Origin of the sequence: Streptomyces sp. CT34 (assembly GCF_000805335.1) — a bacterium.
Classification (GTDB): Bacteria; Actinomycetota; Actinomycetes; order Streptomycetales; family Streptomycetaceae; genus Streptomyces.
Genome location: NZ_KN708638.1, coordinates 1,512,049 through 1,529,221 on the forward strand (window position 1 = coordinate 1,512,049; position 17,173 = coordinate 1,529,221).

At 71.5% G+C, this 17,173-nt stretch carries 17 protein-coding genes and 6 tRNA genes; 9 read left to right on the plus strand and 14 right to left on the minus strand.

Features of this window, described 5'->3' with window-relative positions:
* Positions 1 to 214: 214 nt before the first annotated feature.
* Complete coding sequence (locus RZ84_RS06800) at positions 215 to 1,873, plus strand: hypothetical protein (RefSeq protein ID WP_043263531.1); 1,659 nt, start codon at positions 215 to 217, stop codon at positions 1,871 to 1,873.
* Positions 1,874 to 2,004: 131 nt separating this feature from the next.
* On the opposite strand, the gene RZ84_RS06805 is transcribed toward RZ84_RS06800, so the two are convergent.
* The 6 genes from RZ84_RS06805 to RZ84_RS06830 form a co-directional block, all read right to left on the minus strand.
* Complete coding sequence (locus tag RZ84_RS06805) at positions 2,005 to 3,216, minus strand: YVTN family beta-propeller repeat protein (protein ID WP_043263532.1); 1,212 nt, start codon at positions 3,214 to 3,216, stop codon at positions 2,005 to 2,007.
* Entirely contained in the window at positions 3,216 to 3,998 is a 783-nt protein-coding gene (locus tag RZ84_RS06810) for a polysaccharide deacetylase family protein (RefSeq protein ID WP_198539944.1), read from the minus strand. Before RZ84_RS06810 ends, RZ84_RS06805 begins: the two co-directional genes overlap by 1 nt.
* Positions 3,999 to 4,114: 116 nt before the next feature.
* Positions 4,115 to 4,672 (minus strand): HIT family protein, encoded by a 558-nt coding sequence (locus tag RZ84_RS06815; protein WP_043263533.1) that lies wholly within the window; start codon positions 4,670 to 4,672, stop codon positions 4,115 to 4,117.
* 71 nt (positions 4,673 to 4,743) lie between these two features.
* The gene (gene thrS, locus RZ84_RS06820; protein WP_043263534.1) at positions 4,744 to 6,723 is read right to left on the minus strand and encodes a threonine--tRNA ligase; all 1,980 of its coding nucleotides are present in this window, start codon (positions 6,721 to 6,723) and stop codon (positions 4,744 to 4,746) included.
* 103 nt (positions 6,724 to 6,826) lie between these two features.
* A complete protein-coding gene (locus RZ84_RS06825; protein ID WP_043263535.1) occupies positions 6,827 to 8,014 on the minus strand; it encodes a hypothetical protein in 1,188 nt (395 codons plus the stop codon).
* On the minus strand, positions 8,014 to 8,604 hold the full coding sequence (locus RZ84_RS06830; RefSeq protein WP_043263536.1) for a DUF4365 domain-containing protein: 591 nt from the start codon (positions 8,602 to 8,604) through the stop codon (positions 8,014 to 8,016). The genes RZ84_RS06825 and RZ84_RS06830 overlap by 1 nt, the downstream gene beginning before the upstream one ends.
* Before the next feature lie 220 nt (positions 8,605 to 8,824).
* Between RZ84_RS06830 and RZ84_RS06835 the strand changes: the two genes are divergently transcribed.
* Entirely contained in the window at positions 8,825 to 9,553 is a 729-nt protein-coding gene (locus RZ84_RS06835) for an exonuclease domain-containing protein (protein WP_043263537.1), read from the plus strand.
* Positions 9,554 to 9,678: 125 nt separating this feature from the next.
* On the opposite strand, the gene RZ84_RS06840 is transcribed toward RZ84_RS06835, so the two are convergent.
* From RZ84_RS06840 to RZ84_RS06850, 3 genes are all read right to left on the minus strand, one after another.
* Positions 9,679 to 9,750 (minus strand) — tRNA-Val (locus tag RZ84_RS06840).
* Between the two features lie 93 nt (positions 9,751 to 9,843).
* Positions 9,844 to 10,314 carry an SRPBCC family protein gene (locus tag RZ84_RS06845; protein ID WP_043269282.1) on the minus strand — a complete coding sequence of 157 codons (471 nt, stop codon included), beginning with the start codon at positions 10,312 to 10,314 and terminating at the stop codon, positions 9,844 to 9,846.
* An 87-nt stretch (positions 10,315 to 10,401) separates the two neighbouring features.
* Positions 10,402 to 10,473, minus strand: a tRNA-Val gene (locus tag RZ84_RS06850).
* A gap of 378 nt (positions 10,474 to 10,851) precedes the next feature.
* Here RZ84_RS06850 and RZ84_RS06855 point away from each other — a divergent pair.
* Together RZ84_RS06855 and RZ84_RS06860 are read left to right on the plus strand one after the other, a co-directional pair.
* Positions 10,852 to 11,265: an SsgA family sporulation/cell division regulator gene (locus RZ84_RS06855; protein ID WP_003959770.1), complete on the plus strand. Its 414-nt coding sequence runs from the start codon at positions 10,852 to 10,854 to the stop codon at positions 11,263 to 11,265.
* A gap of 226 nt (positions 11,266 to 11,491) precedes the next feature.
* The gene (locus RZ84_RS06860) at positions 11,492 to 12,058 is read left to right on the plus strand and encodes a CGNR zinc finger domain-containing protein (RefSeq protein ID WP_043263538.1); all 567 of its coding nucleotides are present in this window, start codon (positions 11,492 to 11,494) and stop codon (positions 12,056 to 12,058) included.
* Between the two features lie 33 nt (positions 12,059 to 12,091).
* On the opposite strand, the gene RZ84_RS39550 is transcribed toward RZ84_RS06860, so the two are convergent.
* Positions 12,092 to 12,247, minus strand: a complete 156-nt coding sequence (locus tag RZ84_RS39550) for a hypothetical protein (RefSeq protein ID WP_198539945.1) — start codon at positions 12,245 to 12,247, stop codon at positions 12,092 to 12,094.
* 68 nt (positions 12,248 to 12,315) lie between these two features.
* Positions 12,316 to 12,771 (minus strand): hypothetical protein, encoded by a 456-nt coding sequence (locus RZ84_RS06865; protein ID WP_043263539.1) that lies wholly within the window; start codon positions 12,769 to 12,771, stop codon positions 12,316 to 12,318.
* Positions 12,772 to 12,955: 184 nt separating this feature from the next.
* Here RZ84_RS06865 and RZ84_RS06870 point away from each other — a divergent pair, with 184 nt between their 5' ends.
* Positions 12,956 to 13,507: a DsbA family protein gene (locus tag RZ84_RS06870; protein ID WP_043263540.1), complete on the plus strand. Its 552-nt coding sequence runs from the start codon at positions 12,956 to 12,958 to the stop codon at positions 13,505 to 13,507.
* 72 nt (positions 13,508 to 13,579) lie between these two features.
* Here RZ84_RS06870 and RZ84_RS06875 read toward each other — a convergent pair whose 3' ends face one another.
* The 3 genes from RZ84_RS06875 to RZ84_RS06885 are packed head-to-tail and all read right to left on the minus strand — an operon-like array spanning position 13,580 to position 16,351.
* A complete protein-coding gene (locus tag RZ84_RS06875; RefSeq protein WP_043263541.1) occupies positions 13,580 to 14,410 on the minus strand; it encodes a GNAT family N-acetyltransferase in 831 nt (276 codons plus the stop codon).
* Between the two features lie 49 nt (positions 14,411 to 14,459).
* Positions 14,460 to 15,284 carry an aminotransferase class IV gene (locus RZ84_RS06880; protein ID WP_043263542.1) on the minus strand — a complete coding sequence of 275 codons (825 nt, stop codon included), beginning with the start codon at positions 15,282 to 15,284 and terminating at the stop codon, positions 14,460 to 14,462.
* Positions 15,281 to 16,351, minus strand: a complete 1,071-nt coding sequence (locus RZ84_RS06885; protein WP_241777610.1) for a chorismate-binding protein — start codon at positions 16,349 to 16,351, stop codon at positions 15,281 to 15,283. Before RZ84_RS06885 ends, RZ84_RS06880 begins: the two co-directional genes overlap by 4 nt.
* Before the next feature lie 177 nt (positions 16,352 to 16,528).
* Between RZ84_RS06885 and RZ84_RS06890 the strand changes: the two genes are divergently transcribed.
* The 4 genes from RZ84_RS06890 to RZ84_RS06905 all read left to right on the plus strand — a co-directional run bounded on the left by RZ84_RS06890 (position 16,529) and on the right by RZ84_RS06905 (position 16,879).
* A tRNA-Gly gene (locus tag RZ84_RS06890) sits at positions 16,529 to 16,601 on the plus strand.
* 35 nt (positions 16,602 to 16,636) lie between these two features.
* Positions 16,637 to 16,710: transfer RNA gene (locus RZ84_RS06895), tRNA-Cys, on the plus strand.
* Between the two features lies 1 nt (position 16,711).
* Positions 16,712 to 16,783 (plus strand) — tRNA-Val (locus tag RZ84_RS06900).
* Between the two features lie 27 nt (positions 16,784 to 16,810).
* A tRNA-Val gene (locus RZ84_RS06905) sits at positions 16,811 to 16,879 on the plus strand.
* The last annotated feature ends 294 nt before the right edge of the window (positions 16,880 to 17,173 follow it).

The following is a 17,173-nucleotide window of genomic DNA, read 5'->3' on the forward strand; positions in this document are numbered from 1 at the left end:
GCGGGAACAACCGGAGAACGGCGGGTAGTTAACGGTCGATCAGCCGCCGTCCGGCACCACCCCCCTGGGCTGGACGGCGGCTGTACGCTGGGACTCTGCCGTAGAGCGCCGCGTTCCGCGACGGGGCGTGCGGTCCTCGGCTCAACAGGTGTGCCGTCAGCGGTAGTCGGGTAGAGAGCCGCATCACGGATGCGCGCGGGTGAGGGGGGCGGTAGTGGCAGACGGCTATGACTTCAGTCCGGGGGCGCAGGTGCCGATCTCGGGCGGCGCCGGTCAGACGGCGGCGACCCAGGCACTGGCCTCGGCCGCCTACCGGGACAGCCCGCTCGCCGACATCTCCAAGGCCGACTCCGACTCCGGCGCCTCCGGCATCAAGAAGCCCAAGCTCTCGCTGTTCGCGCCGAACCTCGGCGAGGCGTTCTCCCGCGCCGTGCAGGTGCGGATGCTCGGCGGCGGACGCAAGGCGCTCATCCAGTCCTTCGGGACGGAGCCGCAGACCATCGTCGAGCACTGCCTCTCGGCCACCCGCGTCCGCAAGCAGCGCGACACCCGGCTGACGCTCCTGATGGTGCTGTTCGGCCTGCTCTTCCTGCCCGGTGTGCTGCTGTGGCTGGGCGCCTTCCAGCTGCGCAAGATGTTCTCCAAGGACGGCGAGGGCAACGGCATCTCCCTCCTCGGCGGCGCCCTGCTGGTCCTGCTCGCCGGTGCCGGCCTCTTCTTCATGGTCAAGCTGCCGTTCACCGGCTTCTGGCCGCTGTACGCCCGCGGCATGATCGTCGCCCCGGTGGTCGGCTGGTGGTGGGCCAAGCAGATCTGCGAGAAGACCGCGGTGGACATGCGGGAGGCGTGGAAGGGGCTGCTCGAAGGCGGCGGCGTCGCCGCCAAGATCCCCGAGGCGGTACCGCAGGACCCGAACCACACCTCCGCCGAAACCCTCCGGCACAATCTCGCCAAAATCTCCGCCGAGCAGCGCAGCAACGTCGTCTTCTACGCCGGTCCCAAGGGCATACTCGGCATGGGTACCCGCTGGGGCAGCTGGCAGCTCGCCGAGGAGCTGCGGCCGGCCCAGGAGGGTACCGAGATCCACCCCTTCCGCAGCTGGGACGTCATCCGCGCGATCCACGACCGGCTGCGCCTGCTGGAGCGCAGCCCGCTGCACACCGGTGGATTCCAGCAGCCGCCCTCCGTACGCCACTGGATCGTCGTCCCCGTGGGCGAGAAGGCGGGGGCGGTCTCCCGCCCGGAGGGCAGCCACGTCGACGGGTACGAGGTCCGCGGCCACGAGATCGAGCGGATCTGCAACGAGCAGCAGTTCGGCGCCGGCAACCGCCACTACCTCGGCGTCCAGTTCGTCCTGTGGGACGGCCAGCTGGTGCTCACGCTCATGATCACCGTCACCGTGCTGCACGAGACGCTGCGCATCGAGGTCAGCGGCCACGCCCTCGGCCCGGTCAACTCGCTCTTCACCAGCAAGCCGGCGCCCAAGACCAAGGACGTCGCCAAGGTCATCCGGTTCTGGGAGACCAAGACCCAGACGCTGCCGCTGATCGAGCCGTCCGAGGTGGTCCGGCTCGCCGCCCGCGCCCCGCTGACGTGGTTCCCGCCCGTCCTGGACTTCCTCGGCGGCAGGCTCACCCTCCCCGAGCCGTTCGGCCTGCGCCACGTCTGGGCCGACAAGCCCTGGCGGCACCGCTTCATGGCCGATGACGCGCTGCGCGCCGCGACCCCGGTCCTGCGGGCGGTGCACGCCGCGGCCATGAGCGTCCTCAAGGAGAACGGCGTCGACACCGAGCGCTTCGACAACCGCTCGCTCGTCCTGAGCGGCATGGTCCAGAGCGCCGAACCGAAGAAGGCCGACGAGTACAACGCCTAGGTGTTCTGTCCGCCCCTGACCCAGCGGACAGGCCCAGCGGCGCAGCTCCCCGCACGGACGGGCGCGGGCACGGGCGGTGAACCGCCGTGCCCGCGCCCGTCCGGCGTTCGGCCCGTGACCCTGGACAGGGCCTAGCGGAAGATCCCGGTGTGCCCGAGCGAGTACCGCCCCGGCTGCGGGTACACCGCCAGTCCGTGCGGCCCCAGCCCCACCTTGATCTTCGCCAGGGTCTTCCCGGTGTGGGTGTCGAGGGCGTACACCTCGGAGTTGTAACGCCCGGACAGCCACAGCACGTTGCCGTCCGCCGAGACACCGCCCATGTCCGGGCTGCCGCCGCCGCGGATGTGCCACTTGCCGACCAGCTCCCCGGTCCTGAAGTCCAGCAGCGAGATGGTCCCCTCACCCCGGTTGGAGATGTACATGTGGCGCGAGTCCCGGCTGACGTAGAGGCCGTGCGTGCCCTTGCCGGTCGGCAGCAGCTTCGGGCGGCCGAAGGTGTCGCCGTTCAGGATCCAGACGCCGTCGGCCATCATGTCGGCGACGTACCAGGTCTTGCCGTCCGGCGAGATCTTCACGTCCTGCGGCATCGCCCCCTCGAACGGCAGCTTCTGCTTGCCGATCACCTCCATCTTCGCGGTGTCGACCTTGAGCAGCTCACCGGAGAACTCGCAGGAGACGATGAAGTACTTGCCGTCCGGCGAGAAGTCGGCGTGGTTGACGCCGGCGCAGTTGACCGGGAGGGCCTTGCGGACCTTCATGGTGTGCGGGTCCCGGAAGACCAGCTGCTTGTCCATCGAGGCCATCACGACCGCGTACTTCCCGTCGGGCGTGAAGTACAGGTTGTAGGGGTCGTGGACCTTCACCGGCTTGCCGGCCTTGCCGGTCGCCGGATCGATCGGGGTCAGGTCGTGCCCCCGGTCGTTGTTGACCCACAGCGTCTTCATGTCCCAGGACGGCACCACGTGCTGCGGCTGCACCCCCACCGGGATCGTCTCGATGACCTTGTACGTCTTCGGATCGATCACGCTGACCGTGTCCGAGCCGGTGTTGGGCACGTACACCCGCGACGGGAAGGCCTTGACCTGCGGCGCCAGTCGGTTGGGCCGGTCCGCCGCGTACAGGTCGCGCCGGTCCAGCGGCGGCGGCATCCCCGGCAGGCCCTGCTGGACGGCCTGGCGCGGCCCCTGCGCGGCAGGCTGCGGGCTCTTGCCGGCGGACGGCCCGCCACTGCCGCAGCCCGCCGCCACCAGCGCGCAGGCCACGGCGAGCAGCGCGGCCCGGCGCACGGGGCGGGCCGCCCGGGAGCCGGTCGTGCGGACGGGGATACGGTTCCGATCAGCCATCAGGTCACCAGCTCCGTTGTCGTCACCGCGCGCAGACCGCGCCGGCGGAGGCCGTCGAGGATCGGGGGCAGCGCGGCCACCGTGCCGGCGTGCCCGAGATGGAGACTCACGATCGACCCCGGCCGCACGCCGTCCAGGACCGTGCGCCGGACGGCCGCGGCACCGGGGTCGTTCGCGTCGAGGGAGTCCAGGTCGTACGACAGGACGTGCGGATAGCCCACCTTGCGGGCCAGCCCGATCACCTGCTGGGTGGCCAGCCGAGTCTGCGAGGGGCGGAACCAGCTGCCGATGGTGCCGGTGAGCTTGCGCAGCCGGTCGGCGCACTGGCTGATCTCGGCGTAGGCGGCGGCCTCCGGCAGCGCGCAGATCGCGCGGTGGTGCATCGTGTGATTGCCCAGCTCATGGCCGCCGTCCAGGATCCGGCGGGCCATCGCGGGCTGCTCGTCGAGCCAGTCGCCGACGGCCAACACGGTGACCTTGGCGCCGGCCCGCTCGGCCTCGCCCAGCAGCGCGTTCGCCAGCTTGGGGTCGCCCCTGCCGTGGAAGGTCAGGGCCACGGCGCGGCCGTCCCGCGGCCCGTGCTCGATCTCGACGGGCCGGCCCGGCAGCCGGGTCGGCGGCCGGGCGGCGGGTACCCGGGCGGGCCCGGTCCGGCCGGTTCCGGAAGGGCCCGATCCGGCGGAGGTCCGGGGGGCGGACGACGACGTGTCCGTCCCCCGGTGCGGGTCGCAGCCCGACGCGAGCGCACCGGCGGCTGCGGCGGAGGCAGCCGCGCGCAGCACGGAACGACGATCTAGGGAAGTCACCACCCCATTAGAGAGGCAAATTTTCCCAATCGGGGCGATCTATTGGATTCGTCCGGGTGCGTGTCGCCTCGTTCACCCGGCGCGCACGGCGCTCACGCCGCCCAGGCCGCGGCGAGCATCGCGCGGGTGTCTGCGAGGAGTTGGGGCAGCACCTTGGTGTGCGCGACCACCGGCATGAAGTTGGTGTCACCGCCCCAGCGGGGGACGACGTGCTGGTGAAGGTGGGCCGCGATCCCGGCGCCGGCGACCCCGCCCTGGTTCATCCCGATGTTGAAACCGTGCGCCCCCGACGCCGTCCGCAGCGCGGTCATCGCCCGCTTGGTGAACTCCGCCAGCTCCGCGGTCTCGGCGCCGTCCAGCTCGGTGTAGTCGGCGACGTGCCGGAACGGGACGACCATGAGGTGCCCGCCGTTGTACGGATACAGGTTCAGCACCGCGTAGACCCGCTCACCGCGCGCGACCACGAGCCCGTCCTCGTCCGACTTCGCAGGAATCGTGCAGAACGGACAGCCGTCGTCGGCCCCCGGGCCGCTCGGCTTGTTCTCCCCCTGGATGTACGCCATCCGGTGGGGCGTCCACAGGCGCTGAAAGGCGTCCTGCGTCCCGACTCCGATCTGCTGCTCCGGCTCACTCGTCATGTTGCGAAGCATATTCTCCTGCGGCCATGGGGGAAGCGGCGAGGGGCGGTCCCGATCGGGACCGCCCCTCGTGAAGACCGCTGTCACACCTGGACGCGGCGCTCCACCACGTCCAGGAGCTTGGCCAGCGCCTCGTGCTTCGGGATGCCGTTCTCCTGCGACCCGTCGCGGTAGCGGAACGACACCGCCCCGGCGGCCATGTCCTCGTCACCGGCCAGGATCATGAACGGCACCTTGGCCTTCTGCGCGTTCCTGATCTTCTTCTGCATCCGGTCCGAGGAGGAGTCCACCTCGACCCGCAGCCCCTTGGCCTTCGCCTCCGCGGCGAACTCCTCCAGGTACGGGACGTGGGCGTCGCCGATCGGGATGCAGGTGGCCTGCACCGGCGCCAGCCACGCCGGGAAGGCACCGGCGTAGTGCTCCAGCAGCACCGCGAAGAACCGCTCGATCGAGCCGAACAGCGCGCGGTGGATCATGACCGGGCGCTGCTTGGTGCCGTCGGCCGCGGTGTACTCCAGCTCGAACCGCTTGGGCTGCTGGAAGTCGACCTGGATCGTCGACATCTGCCAGGTCCGGCCGATGGCGTCCTTCGCCTGCACCGAGATCTTCGGGCCGTAGTACGCCGCGCCGCCCGGGTCCAGGACGAGTTCGAGGCCCTGCTTCTCGGCCGCCTGGCGCAGCGTCTCGGTGGCCTCCGCCCACTCGTCGTCCTCGCCGATGAACTTGTCGGACTCATCGCGGGTCGACAGCTCCAGGTAGAAGTCGCTCAGGCCGTAGTCGCGCAGCAGGTCGAGCACGAAGGTCAGGAGCGAGTCCAGCTCCTCGTGCATCTGCTCCTTGGCGCAGTAGATGTGCGAGTCGTCCTGGGTGAAGCCCCGGGCGCGGGTCAGGCCGTGCACGACGCCGGACTTCTCGTAGCGGTAGACCGTGCCGAACTCGAAGAGCCGCAGCGGCAGTTCGCGGTAGGAGCGACCGCGCGCCTGGAAGATCAGGTTGTGCATCGGGCAGTTCATCGCCTTGAGGCGGTAGTCCTGGCCCTCGAACTGCACCGGCGGGAACATCGCGTCCGCGTAGCTCGGCAGGTGGCCCGAGATCTCGAAGAGCTTCTGCTTGGAGATGTGCGGGGTGTTGACGAACTCGTAGCCCGACTCCTCGTGCCGCTTGCGGGCGTAGTCCTCCATCACCTTGCGGACCACGCCGCCCTTGGGGTGGAAGACCGCCAGACCGGAACCGAGGACCTCCGGGATGGAGAACAGGTCCAGCTCCGCACCCAGCTTGCGGTGGTCGCGCTTCTCGGCCTCGGCGAGGAACTCCAGGTGCGCCTTGAGCTCGTCCTTGGTCGGCCACGCGGTGCCGTAGATCCGCTGCAGCTGCTTGTTCTTCTCGCTGCCCCGCCAGTACGCGGCGGCCGAGCGCATCAGCTTGAACGCGGGGATGGCGCGGGTGCTGGGCAGGTGCGGACCGCGGCAGAGGTCCTTCCAGCACAGCTCACCGGACTTGGCGTCCAGGTTGTCGTAGATGGTCAGCTGGCCGGCGCCGACCTCGGCGGAGGCGCCCTCGGCGGCGTCCGCGGCGGAGCCCTTGAGGCCGATCAGTTCGAGCTTGTACGGCTCGTTCGCCAGCTCCTCGCGCGCGGCCTCGTCGCTGACCGCCCGGCGCGCGAACCTCTGCCCGCGCTTCTGGATCTCCTGCATCTTCTTCTCGATGCGCTTGAGATCGTCCGGGTGGAAGGGGGTCTCGACGTCGAAGTCGTAGTAGAAGCCGTCCTTGATGGGCGGGCCGATGCCGAGCTTGGCCTCGGGGAAGAGCTCCTGCACGGCCTGCGCCATCACGTGCGCGGTGGAGTGCCGCAGGATGTTCAGACCGTCCTCGGAGGTGATCTCGACGGGCTCGATCACCTCGCCCTCGGCGAGTTCGTACGCGAGGTCCCTGAGCTCGCCGGCCACCCGCGCGGCGACGACGCCGCGCTCGCCCTGGAAGAGGTCGGCGGCCGTAGTGCCCGTGGTCACCACGCGTTCTTCCCGCTCGGAATCGCGTTGGATGGTCACACGGACGTCTGACACCGGTCTCTCCTGACTCATGTCTCTCTCGCGGCAGCGATTGCTGCGCTCCCGAATCGTACCGAGCCGGTGGACCGCACCGCGAAACGGTTTCCCCGCCGCCCGTTCACCCGTCGGCCGACGGTCCGCCGCACGCCTCCTCGAAGGTGCCGACATTCTCCTGGAGCGACTTCAGCAGCCGGTCCCGGTCGGCCTCGTCGACCTGGACGGGCGTGACGTCCCGGCCGCCGGTGATCCGGCGGAACCCGCCCCGGCTCTCCAGCCGCCCGCTGACCCGGATCGGCAGCCCCACCAGATGCGCATGCCCGGCGATCCGGTAGTCCTCCTCCCCCAGGGCGACCCGTACCTGCCCCACGTCCGCCCCGTTGATCACCCGCAGCCGCACCGCGCCCGGACCGCCCGGCCGCTCCCTGCGCAGCCGTACGACGGTGCCGGTCACCCGCACCGGCAGCGACGGCTCCGCGCGGACATAGCGCCGCGCGGCCCGCTGGAGCGCGGGCAGGTCGCCCGGGGAGAACTCGACCGGTTCGGGGTGCGCCGGGCACCCGGCCGGGGCGCCGGCCGCCGGCGACCACTCGACCGTGATCCGCACCCCCTCCGCGTCCCGCACCAGCGCGATCAGCGCTTGCGCCAGCTCGTGGCAGACGCCCAGCCCCACGGCCGCGTCGAACGCCTCCATGCCACCGGTCGCCCGCTGGTAGTCGGTGGCGTCCCGGGCCGCGTGCAGCGCCCGCTGGAGGCCGGCCACCGCTCCGCGACCGGCCTGCACGGGGACGAACGCGGCCAGCCGCCGCCCGTCCGGCGCCGGACCCACCAGCACCTGGCCCAGGAACCCCTCGGCCTGCCGCTTGTGCCGCGCGCCGTAATAGCCGGCCCGGGTGTACGAGGCCAGCGCGCCGGCGGTCAGCATGGCGCGCGCCGCGCTCCGCAGTTGCTCCTGCGCCACCCAGTGCGCCGTCCCCGAGCCGTCGTCGGGGATCTCGCGCTCCCAGCGGACCTCGTCGCTGGGCACCGCGAGCCCCACCAGCACCTCGCGGGCCGAGGGCGCGGCGCTCCGCTCCAGCGCCGCCAGCGCCTCGGCCAGCAGTTCGGCGCTGTCGGGGAAGCGGCGGTCGTGCGGCACCAGCAGGCTGGTGCCGGCCACGGCGCCCGGCGGCGTCCAGCGGGCGTAGTGGCCGAGCGCGCCGCCCCTGCGCCGCCAGCCGTGCCGGGCCAGCAGGGCGCCGAGCACCGCGGGATCGAGCTGCGCGGCGTCCAGGGGCCGCGCGCCGTATTCATCGGTCGGCCGGTACATCAGGGTCTCCCTCCCGCCCCGACCCGCGTCATGATCTCGCAGAGCGCGCGGTCGTCGAAGATCCGCGTGGTCGGGATCCGCACAGTGGTCCTGCGCCGGCCGGTCACCGGATGGCCGGCGAGATTGATCCAGTAGCAGCAGTGCCGCAGTTCGAGGTGGTCGTGCCCGGCCCGGAGCCAGTCCTCCGGCTGCCGCGGGACGAGCATCACGACCAGGATCTTGTGCACCGATACGGGCGTGCGGGCCAGCTTTCTCAGGTGGTCGTTGTCGAGCGTGAACGCGAAGGTCGGCCCCGGCGGGCGCGGGGCGGTCTGGTAGGTGCACTTGAGCTGCACCTTGATGGTCACCTCGTCGTCGACGGCGTGGCCGGACGCGCCGTGGCTGACGTGCCAGTCGATTCCGTTGTCCGGGAAGGGCTGTGCCAGCGAGCATCCGGAGGCGGCGGCGATCGCGTGCAGATAGCCGACCTGGAGGGTCTCCATGCAGGCGGTGGTGGCGAGTCCACCGCGCTGCGGTGCGGCGGTCGCGGGCCGAGGGTACCTCTCGCTTGCCGGGGATAGCCCGCCCGGTTCGGGCTGCGCGAGCGTCATCGCAGGGGCCTTCCGGGCTGTGCCGTTCGCTGCGTGGGATGACGGGTAGGCGACCGGTGCATACGGGGCCGCCGGACCGCGCGGTCGGCGGCGGCCCGTCCCTCTGGTTGTCTCCGCGTCAAGTGGTCCGCAAACCAGGACGGTTCGAGCACCGTACGACCCGGGTATCACCAGCTCGGGTGGCGCGCCGTCATCCCCCGCACGACCGGGAGGAGTTGGGATGACACCGTGCTGGTACGACGGTCCGCTCGCCGCCTTCGACACCGAGACGACGGGCATCGACGTCGAACGCGATCGCATCGTCTCCGCCGCCCTGGTGGTCCAGGAAACCCCGCGCTCCGCCCCGCGCGTGACCCGCTGGCTGATCAACCCGGGCGTCGAGATACCGGAAGCCTCGATCGAGGTACACGGCCTGACGGCAGATCATCTGGCACTGTACGGCCGGTGGCCGGCGCCGGTGCTGGAGGAGGTCGCCCACACGCTGGCCGCCCAGGCGGTGGCCGGCCGCCCGCTGGTCGTGATGAACGCACCGTTCGATCTCACGCTCCTGGAACGGGAGTTGAAGCGCCACCGCGCCAGCTCGCTCACCGCCTATCTCGGCGGGCGCCCGCTGCACGTCCTCGACCCCCGCGTCCTGGACAAGCACCTGGACCGCTACCGCAAGGGCCGCCGCACCCTCACCGACCTGTGTGCGCACTACGAGGTCGAGCTGACCGACGCCCATGAGGCGGCTGCCGACGCGCTCGCCGCGCTGCGCGTGGTCCGGGCTCTGGGCCGGCGCTTCGCCGACCGGCTGGAGGGCTTCCAGCCGGCGGAGCTGCACACCCGCCAGGCGGTCTGGTACGCCGCCCAGGCGCGCGGGCTCCAGGCGTGGTTCGCCCGCAGCGGCTCCCCCGAGACCGTCGATCCCCATTGGCCGCTGCGCCCCGAACTCCCCGCCGCGGCCTGAAATCCGTACGGAATTCCGAGCCGCACCGCGCCGGCCGCACCGGAATTCCGGCCCCGCGATACCGCCGCCCGGTACCCGAAAAACAGAACCGGGCCGCCTGTTGGCGGCCCGGTTCATGATCCCGGTGGGCGATACTGGGTTCGAACCAGTGACCTCTTCGGTGTGAACGAAGCGCTCTCCCACTGAGCTAATCGCCCGGGTGTCGGCGGGGTTTCCCTCGCGAACGACCTGAACGATACAGGCCGCCGGGGCCTTCCATCAAATTCCCTTCCCGCTCCCCTCACCCCCGGTCACCCCCGGGCCAGCCAGGCCGCGAGCCCGCGCCGCCCGGCCCGCATCATCAGCGCGTGATTGAGCAGGAACAGCGGCCGTCCCAGCAGCGCCCAGCGCCGCAGCAGCGGTTTGCAGACCTCCACGTCCTGCTCGAAGACCGCCCGGGTGCCGCCCTCCCCCGGCACGATCGTCCAGCGCGCCCAGCCGGCCAGGTCCCCGCGCATCTCTATCTCCAGCACCCCGGCCCCTGGGTCCCGCACGACCTCGGAGGCCACCACCTCCAGCTCGTACGGCAGAAAGGACCGGAACCGGGCCGTCCCGCTCCGCTCGTCGTTCGGGGTCACCTCGCGGACCTGCGGCCACCAGTGGGGATAGGCCTCGGCGCGTTCTAGCACGGCGTAGACGACGGCGGGCGGGGCGTTCAGCAGCCATACGCTGCGGAAGCGGTAGCGATGCAGACGGCGCGGACGGCCGGACCAGTCGGGCATGATCCCAGTGTGCGCCCCGCGGCAGCCGGAGAAGCCCAACAACCGCAACGGCCCGGAGACTTGACGTCTCCGGGCCGTTGTCCGGGGTGGGCGATACTGGGTTCGAACCAGTGACCTCTTCGGTGTGAACGAAGCGCTCTCCCACTGAGCTAATCGCCCGGCGCACCGCCAACATTACCCCACGTCGGGAGGCCCTTCCGACCACCTCAGGAGCGGACGCCGCCCACCACGTCACGGAGACCGGACGGATCCGAACGACATCCGGGACCCGAACCCCGTCACCCGAATCGCCCAACCCGCGAAGATCACCGTCCGACCGGCCCCGCCTCCCATTACTCTGTGTATTTGGGGCGCACACTTAACGGACAGGACCGCGCCATCGAAATACACCCGGGGACGATCACGCAATCCGCCGTAAGAGGTATCTGAAGCCACCCAAAACCGTCAGAGGGGTTTACAACGGCACCGTAGGTGGCATGTCGATTTCGCCGACGTGCGAATCCCCGAGCGCACACTGAGCGAAAGGCCCTGGCGCTTATGAACACCACGGTCAGCTGCGAGCTGCACCTGCGCCTCGTTGTGTCGAGCGAGTCCTCACTGCCTGTACCCGCGGGCCTGCGGTATGACACGGCCGATCCGTATGCCGTGCATGCCACCTTCCATACCGGAGCCGAGGAGACCGTCGAATGGGTTTTCGCCCGCGACCTCCTCGCTGAGGGCCTGCACCGGCCCACGGGCACCGGAGACGTCCGCGTATGGCCGTCCCGGAGCCACGGGCAGGGCGTTGTCTGCATCGCCCTGAGCTCCCCCGAAGGGGAAGCCCTTCTGGAAGCCCCGGCGCGGGCGCTCGAATCCTTCCTGAAGAGGACCGACGCCGCCGTACCGCCCGGTACGGAGCACCGCCATTTCGATCTCGACACGGAGCTCTCCCACATCCTGGCGGAGAGCTGAGGCGCGGCACAGACACCCACCGCACCCAACCGCTCACACTTGCTGCCGTCCGACTCGGGGAGACGGCGCAGGACCGACAAGTCCATACGGCACGCTCCGGCGCCGTCGCCGCGGACCCACCGCGGAGACGGCGCCGAGGCTTGTTCCAGACGCTAGAGTCGGCGACCATTCGCCAACGACACCGGGGCGGCACCCGTCCGACCCCACCCGGCCAGGGAGCGGAACCGTGCTGATCACCCATGACACCCGGTGCGCGCTGGACGCGGTCGTCGACCTGCTGAACACCGCTCCCGAGGGCGAGGCACCCGGCGCACCGGACAGCCTGATCGACCTCGCGGCCCTCCAGGACTTCGTGCGGCGCAACGACGTCAGCGGCGTCGGGGACCTCTCGGCCGGCGATCTGGCGGCCGTACGGGCCGTCCGCGCGCGGTTCGCGCAGGTCTTCGCGGCCGGGGACGACCGCACCGCTGCCGAGCAGCTGAACGCGCTGGTCGCCTCCGCGGGCACCACCCCCCAGCTGACCGACCACGACGGCTACGACTGGCACATCCACTACTTCGCACCGGGCGCCTCGGTGGCCGACCACCTCGCCGCGGACGGCGGGATGGCGCTGGCCTTCATCGTCGTCGCCGGGGAGCGGGAGCGGCTGCGGCGGTGCGAGGCGCCGGACTGCCGGCACGCCTTCGTCGACCTGTCGCGCAATCGCTCCCGGCGCTACTGCGACAGCCGGACCTGCGGCAACCGGCTGCACGTGGCGGCGTACCGTGCGCGGCGCCGGGAGGCGGCGGGCTGAGCGGTCGGCGGGCGGCGCACCGTCTCGCCCGCCTCACAGGATGAAGAGGTCGTGTACGGCGCCCAGGAGGAGCAGAAAGCCGATGATGGCCAGGAAGAGCATCAGCGGCGGCTGGGACAGCGCGAACAGGCAACCGCGGGGTTCGGGGCACGGGGCGTCGTCTTGGGCGAGGGCGCACTCATCGTTCATCTCGCGCGCATCATGGCGCAGATGATCGTCCCGGTGCCGCCAATAACCCTCTCAGCAGCGGGAGTTCATCAGATCCCGTGCTTTTTCAGGATCGCTTCGATGTCCGAGAAGTCATCCTTGGGTGCCAGTTCGCTGCCCGGAGCCTGCTTGCCCTTGGGAGTCTGCCGTTCGGCACGGCCCGCGCCGAGCGACGGCGCCGAGGCGGCCGGTGCCACCGCGTCGGGCCGGGAAGCCGCCGCGGCCTTGCGCTCCTTCCGGCCGCCTATCCCGCGGCGGCGCTCCACGAATCGACTGATCGTGAAGAGCACCGCGGAGAGCGCGAGCACACCGAAGCCGGCCCAGACCGTGGGCTTGAGGACGATGCTGGTGACCCAGTCGATGACCCCGGTCATCACCAGGCCGACGGGGATCAGGGCGAAGGCGGCGATCCGGGTCGCGGCCAGGAACCGCTTGCGGTAGGCGGTCAGCGCGGCGATGCCCAGGCCCGCTGCCGAAACCGCGGCACACACTGTCGAGGTCAGCATCCGGTCCTCCTGCCGGTCGAGGGACGAGCGGGCGTTCCGCGCTCCCTTCCATCCTGCCCCCTCCGGCCGCACCCGAGCCACGTTCCGGCCGGACCTCAGGGAGATCTCCGGGTCGCCCTCCTCCGTAGGGTCCGGGTTCCGGCCCGGGGAAGCCGGCTGGGAGGCCGGCTGGGAGACTGACCCCATGAACGACGCCGCCGTCCCCGGCTCCCCGGCCCCCAGCAACTCCGTACGCCCCCAGCTCGACGTCTGGTGCGATCTGCAGTGCCCGGACTGCGCCGCCGCGCTGGCGGACGTACGGGCGCTCCGGGAGCGCTACGGCGACCGGCTGGACATCCAGCTGCGCCACTTCCCCCTGGAGAAGCACAAGCACGCCTACGCCGCCGCCCAGGCCGCCGAGGAGGCCGCTGTGCAGGGGCGGGCCTGGCCGTACGTCGAGGCGGTGCTGGCACGTACCGGGGAGCTCGGCACGCACGGCGAGAAGCTGCTGCTGGACGTCGCCGGGGAACTGGGGCTGGACGCCGAGGAGCTGGACACCGCGCTGATCGACGGGCGGCATCTGCTGGTCGTGGACGCGGACCAGGCCGAGGGCAAGGCGATCGGGGTGACCGGCACCCCGACGTATGTGATCGGCGGCGAGCGGCTCGACGGCGGGAAGAGCCAGGAGGGGCTGCGGGCCCGTATCGAGGAGATCGCCGACCGGCTGCTGGCCGGACAGGACGGCGGACGACGCTAGGGCCTGCTCCACAGGCCGGACCGGCGGGCGGACTCCGCGAGCCGCGCCGGCCGTGCGGAGGACCGGCGTTGCTCAGAGGATCGGCTTCCAGAGGCGGTACGCGGTGATGCGGTAGCCGAGTGAGCCGTAGAGGCCGAGCGCGGGGGCGTTGTCCGGGTAGACGTTCAGGGCCAGCGACGAGCGGCCCGCGGCCAGGCATTCGCGCTCGGCGACGAGCATCAGGGTGCGGCCGTGGCCCTCGCCGCGGTGCCCGGGCACCACCCGCACGTCGAAGACATAGCCGCCGGGCTGCCCCGGGAGGCGCAGCGCGAGCCACAGCGTGCCGACGTCCGTGCCTTCGTGGGCGAGGACGCGCAAGGCGTGGTGGGGGGTGGCGGCGCCCTTGGAGAGCAGGGCGTCGTGCGCGGCGACCGAGGTCTCCTCGGCGCGTTCGCGGGACATCCCCTGGGCGATCTCCGACCGGATGTGCTCGGCGATGGCGGCATCCCGCCAGGCCGGATACGCGTCCGCGCTCAGCGGCCGGTCGACGCTGCCCTCGGGGAGCCGGGGCGGGCCGGTCAGCGCCCTGGCCATGGTGCGGCTGCGTTCGGTGTAGCCCAGCGCCGCCGCCAGCCGTACGGCCGCCTCGGCGTCGGTGGGCACGGTCAGCTCGATCTGCCGACAGCCCCAGCCGCGCAGCACTTCCTCGGCCGCCAGCGCGGCGACCGTGGCACGCCCGCGGTGCCGGTCCGGGGCGTCGACCGCCAGGGCCTCGATGCGGCCCGCCGCATCGCCGAACCGGGCGTCCGTGGCGAGCTGGATCCCGCCGACCCGGCGGCTGTTGACGCAGATGTCGTAGGGGCGGGACCGGTGGCCGTCGTCGTGTCGAACTTCGGGGCCCGCGGGGCGCAGCGTAGTGGTCACGAAGACTTTCTACTCGCTTTCCACCCGCCCGCCCACGGGCCCGTCGTCTTCAGCGCGGGTCGAAGTCCGCGGCCGACCGCTCGTCGAAGATCCGCATCGCCTCGGCGGTCACCGGGCCCGGCCGGTCGCCGAGTTGGCGGCCGTCGATACGCGTCACGGCCTGGACGTCGCGGAGTGTGGAGGTCAGGAAGATCTCCTCGGCGCTCTCCAGGGCGTCCAGCGGCAGGTCGGTCTCCTTGGCGCCGGCCCAGGTGACCGTCAGGGCACGGGTGATGCCGGCCAGGCAGCCGGAGGTCAGCGGCGGGGTGTGCAGTTCGCCGTCCAGCACGACGAAGACATTGGAGCCGGTGCCCTCGCAGAGCGCGCCGACGGTGTTGCCGAACAGCGCCTCGGAGGCGCCCAGTTCGCGCGCGCGGGCGAGGGCGACGACGTTCTCGCCGTACGAGGTGGTCTTCAGGCCGGCGAGCGCGCCGCGTTCGTTGCGCGTCCAGGGGACGGTGACCGCGGCGGTGGTGTCGGGGCGGCGCGTGGTCTCGGAGAGCGCGACGACCAGGGTGGGGCCGGCCTCGCCGCGGTCCGAGCCGAGCGGGGAGACGCCGCCGGTGTAGGTGATCCGCAGCCGGCCGAGCGCCATCGGATTGGCGTCCAGGACGGCCTCGCAGCCGCGCCGCACCTCGTCGAGGTCGGGGGCGGGCAGGCCGAGCCCCCGGGCCGAGGTGGTCAGGCGCTCCAGGTGGCGGGTGAGGGCGAAGGCCCGGCCGCGGTCGGCCTTGACGGTCTCGAAGACGCCGTCGCCGACCGTCAGCCCGTGGTCGAAGACCGAGACCCGGGCGGTTCCGGCGTCCCGCAGTCCCCCGTCGAGCCAGATCTTCATCGCCGTGTCCCTCCGCTCACTTCGTGCTCACCCGACGCTACCGCGAGCAGTCGCCGCGCCTTCAACTCGGTCTCCGCCCACTCCCGCTCCGGGTCCGAGTCCCAGATGATCCCGGCCCCGGCACCGAAGCGGAGGACCGGGCCGCCGGGCGGGGTGCGGTCGACCCAGAACGTGCGGATGCCGACGTTGAGCTCGCCGGTGCGGCGGTCTGCGTCGACCCAGCCGATGCCGCCGCAGTACGGGCCGCGGGGGGCGGTCTCCAGCTCGTCGATGATCCGCAGCGCGCTGGACTTGGGGGCGCCGGTGACCGAACCGGGCGGGAAGGTGGCGTCGAGCAGATCCGCCCAGGCCGTCTTCTCGTGCGCCTCGGCCAGTTCGCCGCGCACGGTGGAGACGAGGTGGACCAGGCCCGGGTGCTCCTCCACGGCGCAGAGGGCGGGGACGGTGACGGTACCCGTGGCGCAGACCCGCCCGAGGTCGTTGCGGACCAGGTCGACGATCATCACGTTCTCCGCCCGGTCCTTCTCCGAGAGGTCCGCGGCGGTGCGGCCGGTGCCCTTGATGGGGCCGGACTCGACGGTCCGGCCGGCGCGCCGCAGGAACAGCTCCGGGGAGGCGGTGGCGACCTCGACGCCGTGGTCCGGCAGCCGGACCGTGCCGGCGTAGGGCGCGGGGTTGCCGCGGGCCAGTACGGCGGAGAGCGCGTCCACGTCGGCGCGGCCGCGGTCCGGCAGCGGCGCGGTCAGGACCCGGCAGAGGTTCACTTGGTAGACCTCGCCGGCCGCGATGTACTCACGGATGCGCCGCACGCCGGCGGTATAGGCGGCGCGGTCCATGGAGCTGCGCCAGTCGCCCGGGAGGGGGCCGCGCCACCGGTCGGGGGCGGGGTCGTCGGCCGCGGTCGCGGGGCGTACGTCGGCGAAGCGGGCGCAGACCACGCCCCCTTCGAAGCCGGCGGTCACCGCCCACCAGCCTGCGGAATCCAGGGCCGCGGGATCGCTGGTCACATCGCGCAGGCCAGTGGCTATCAGGCCGCCGAAGCGGGCCATGGGAGCGAAGTCGTGCACGTCAGTGAGTCTATGGCGGCGCACCGGCAACCGCCCGGGGCGAGCGAGCAGCGCAGCACGCTGCACAAACGCGTTTTTGTACTGGCCCCGGAATCCGCTAGAGTTCAACACGTCGCCGGGACGCGGAAGCGCCCCGGGGGCCGGGTAGCTTCCCGACGTAGTCTGGGAGAGTCACCTGCGGACGTAGCTCAGTTGGTAGAGCACCACCTTGCCAAGGTGGATGTCGCGAGTTCGAGTCTCGTCGTCCGCTCGATGTGGGGGATCTTCCCGACCCCCCTCACTCCTGGTGGAGTGGCCGAGAGGCGAGGCAACGGCCTGCAAAGCCGTCTACACGGGTTCAAATCCCGTCTCCACCTCCAAGGACGATTAGCTCAGCGGGAGAGCGCTTCCCTGACACGGAAGAGGTCACTGGTTCAATCCCAGTATCGTCCACTGGCCCGGCTCGACCGGGCCCCCGCGCGATTAGCTCAGCGGGAGAGCGCTTCCCTGACACGGAAGAGGTCACTGGTTCAATCCCAGTATCGTCCACACGGATCCTGAGGGCCGGAGCATTCGCTCCGGCCCTCGGTCGTTGTACCGGTACGTGGCCGCTCAACTGGCCCGGACGGCAGGCCGCTTGCCACAAGCTCGATGGCCGGGCATCTCCCCAGATGCCCGGCCATTCGTGCCGTCCGCCGCACCCCCGTCCCCACGGGGTTGTCGGCCGGAAGTCCCCCGTCCCGGGCCGCTCTCCCGGGACCGGGGCGCCCGTTCAGCGCCCCAGCATTCCGGCCACGGACGACGCCTGTGTGATGACGGCTTGCCAGCCGCCGAAGACCACGG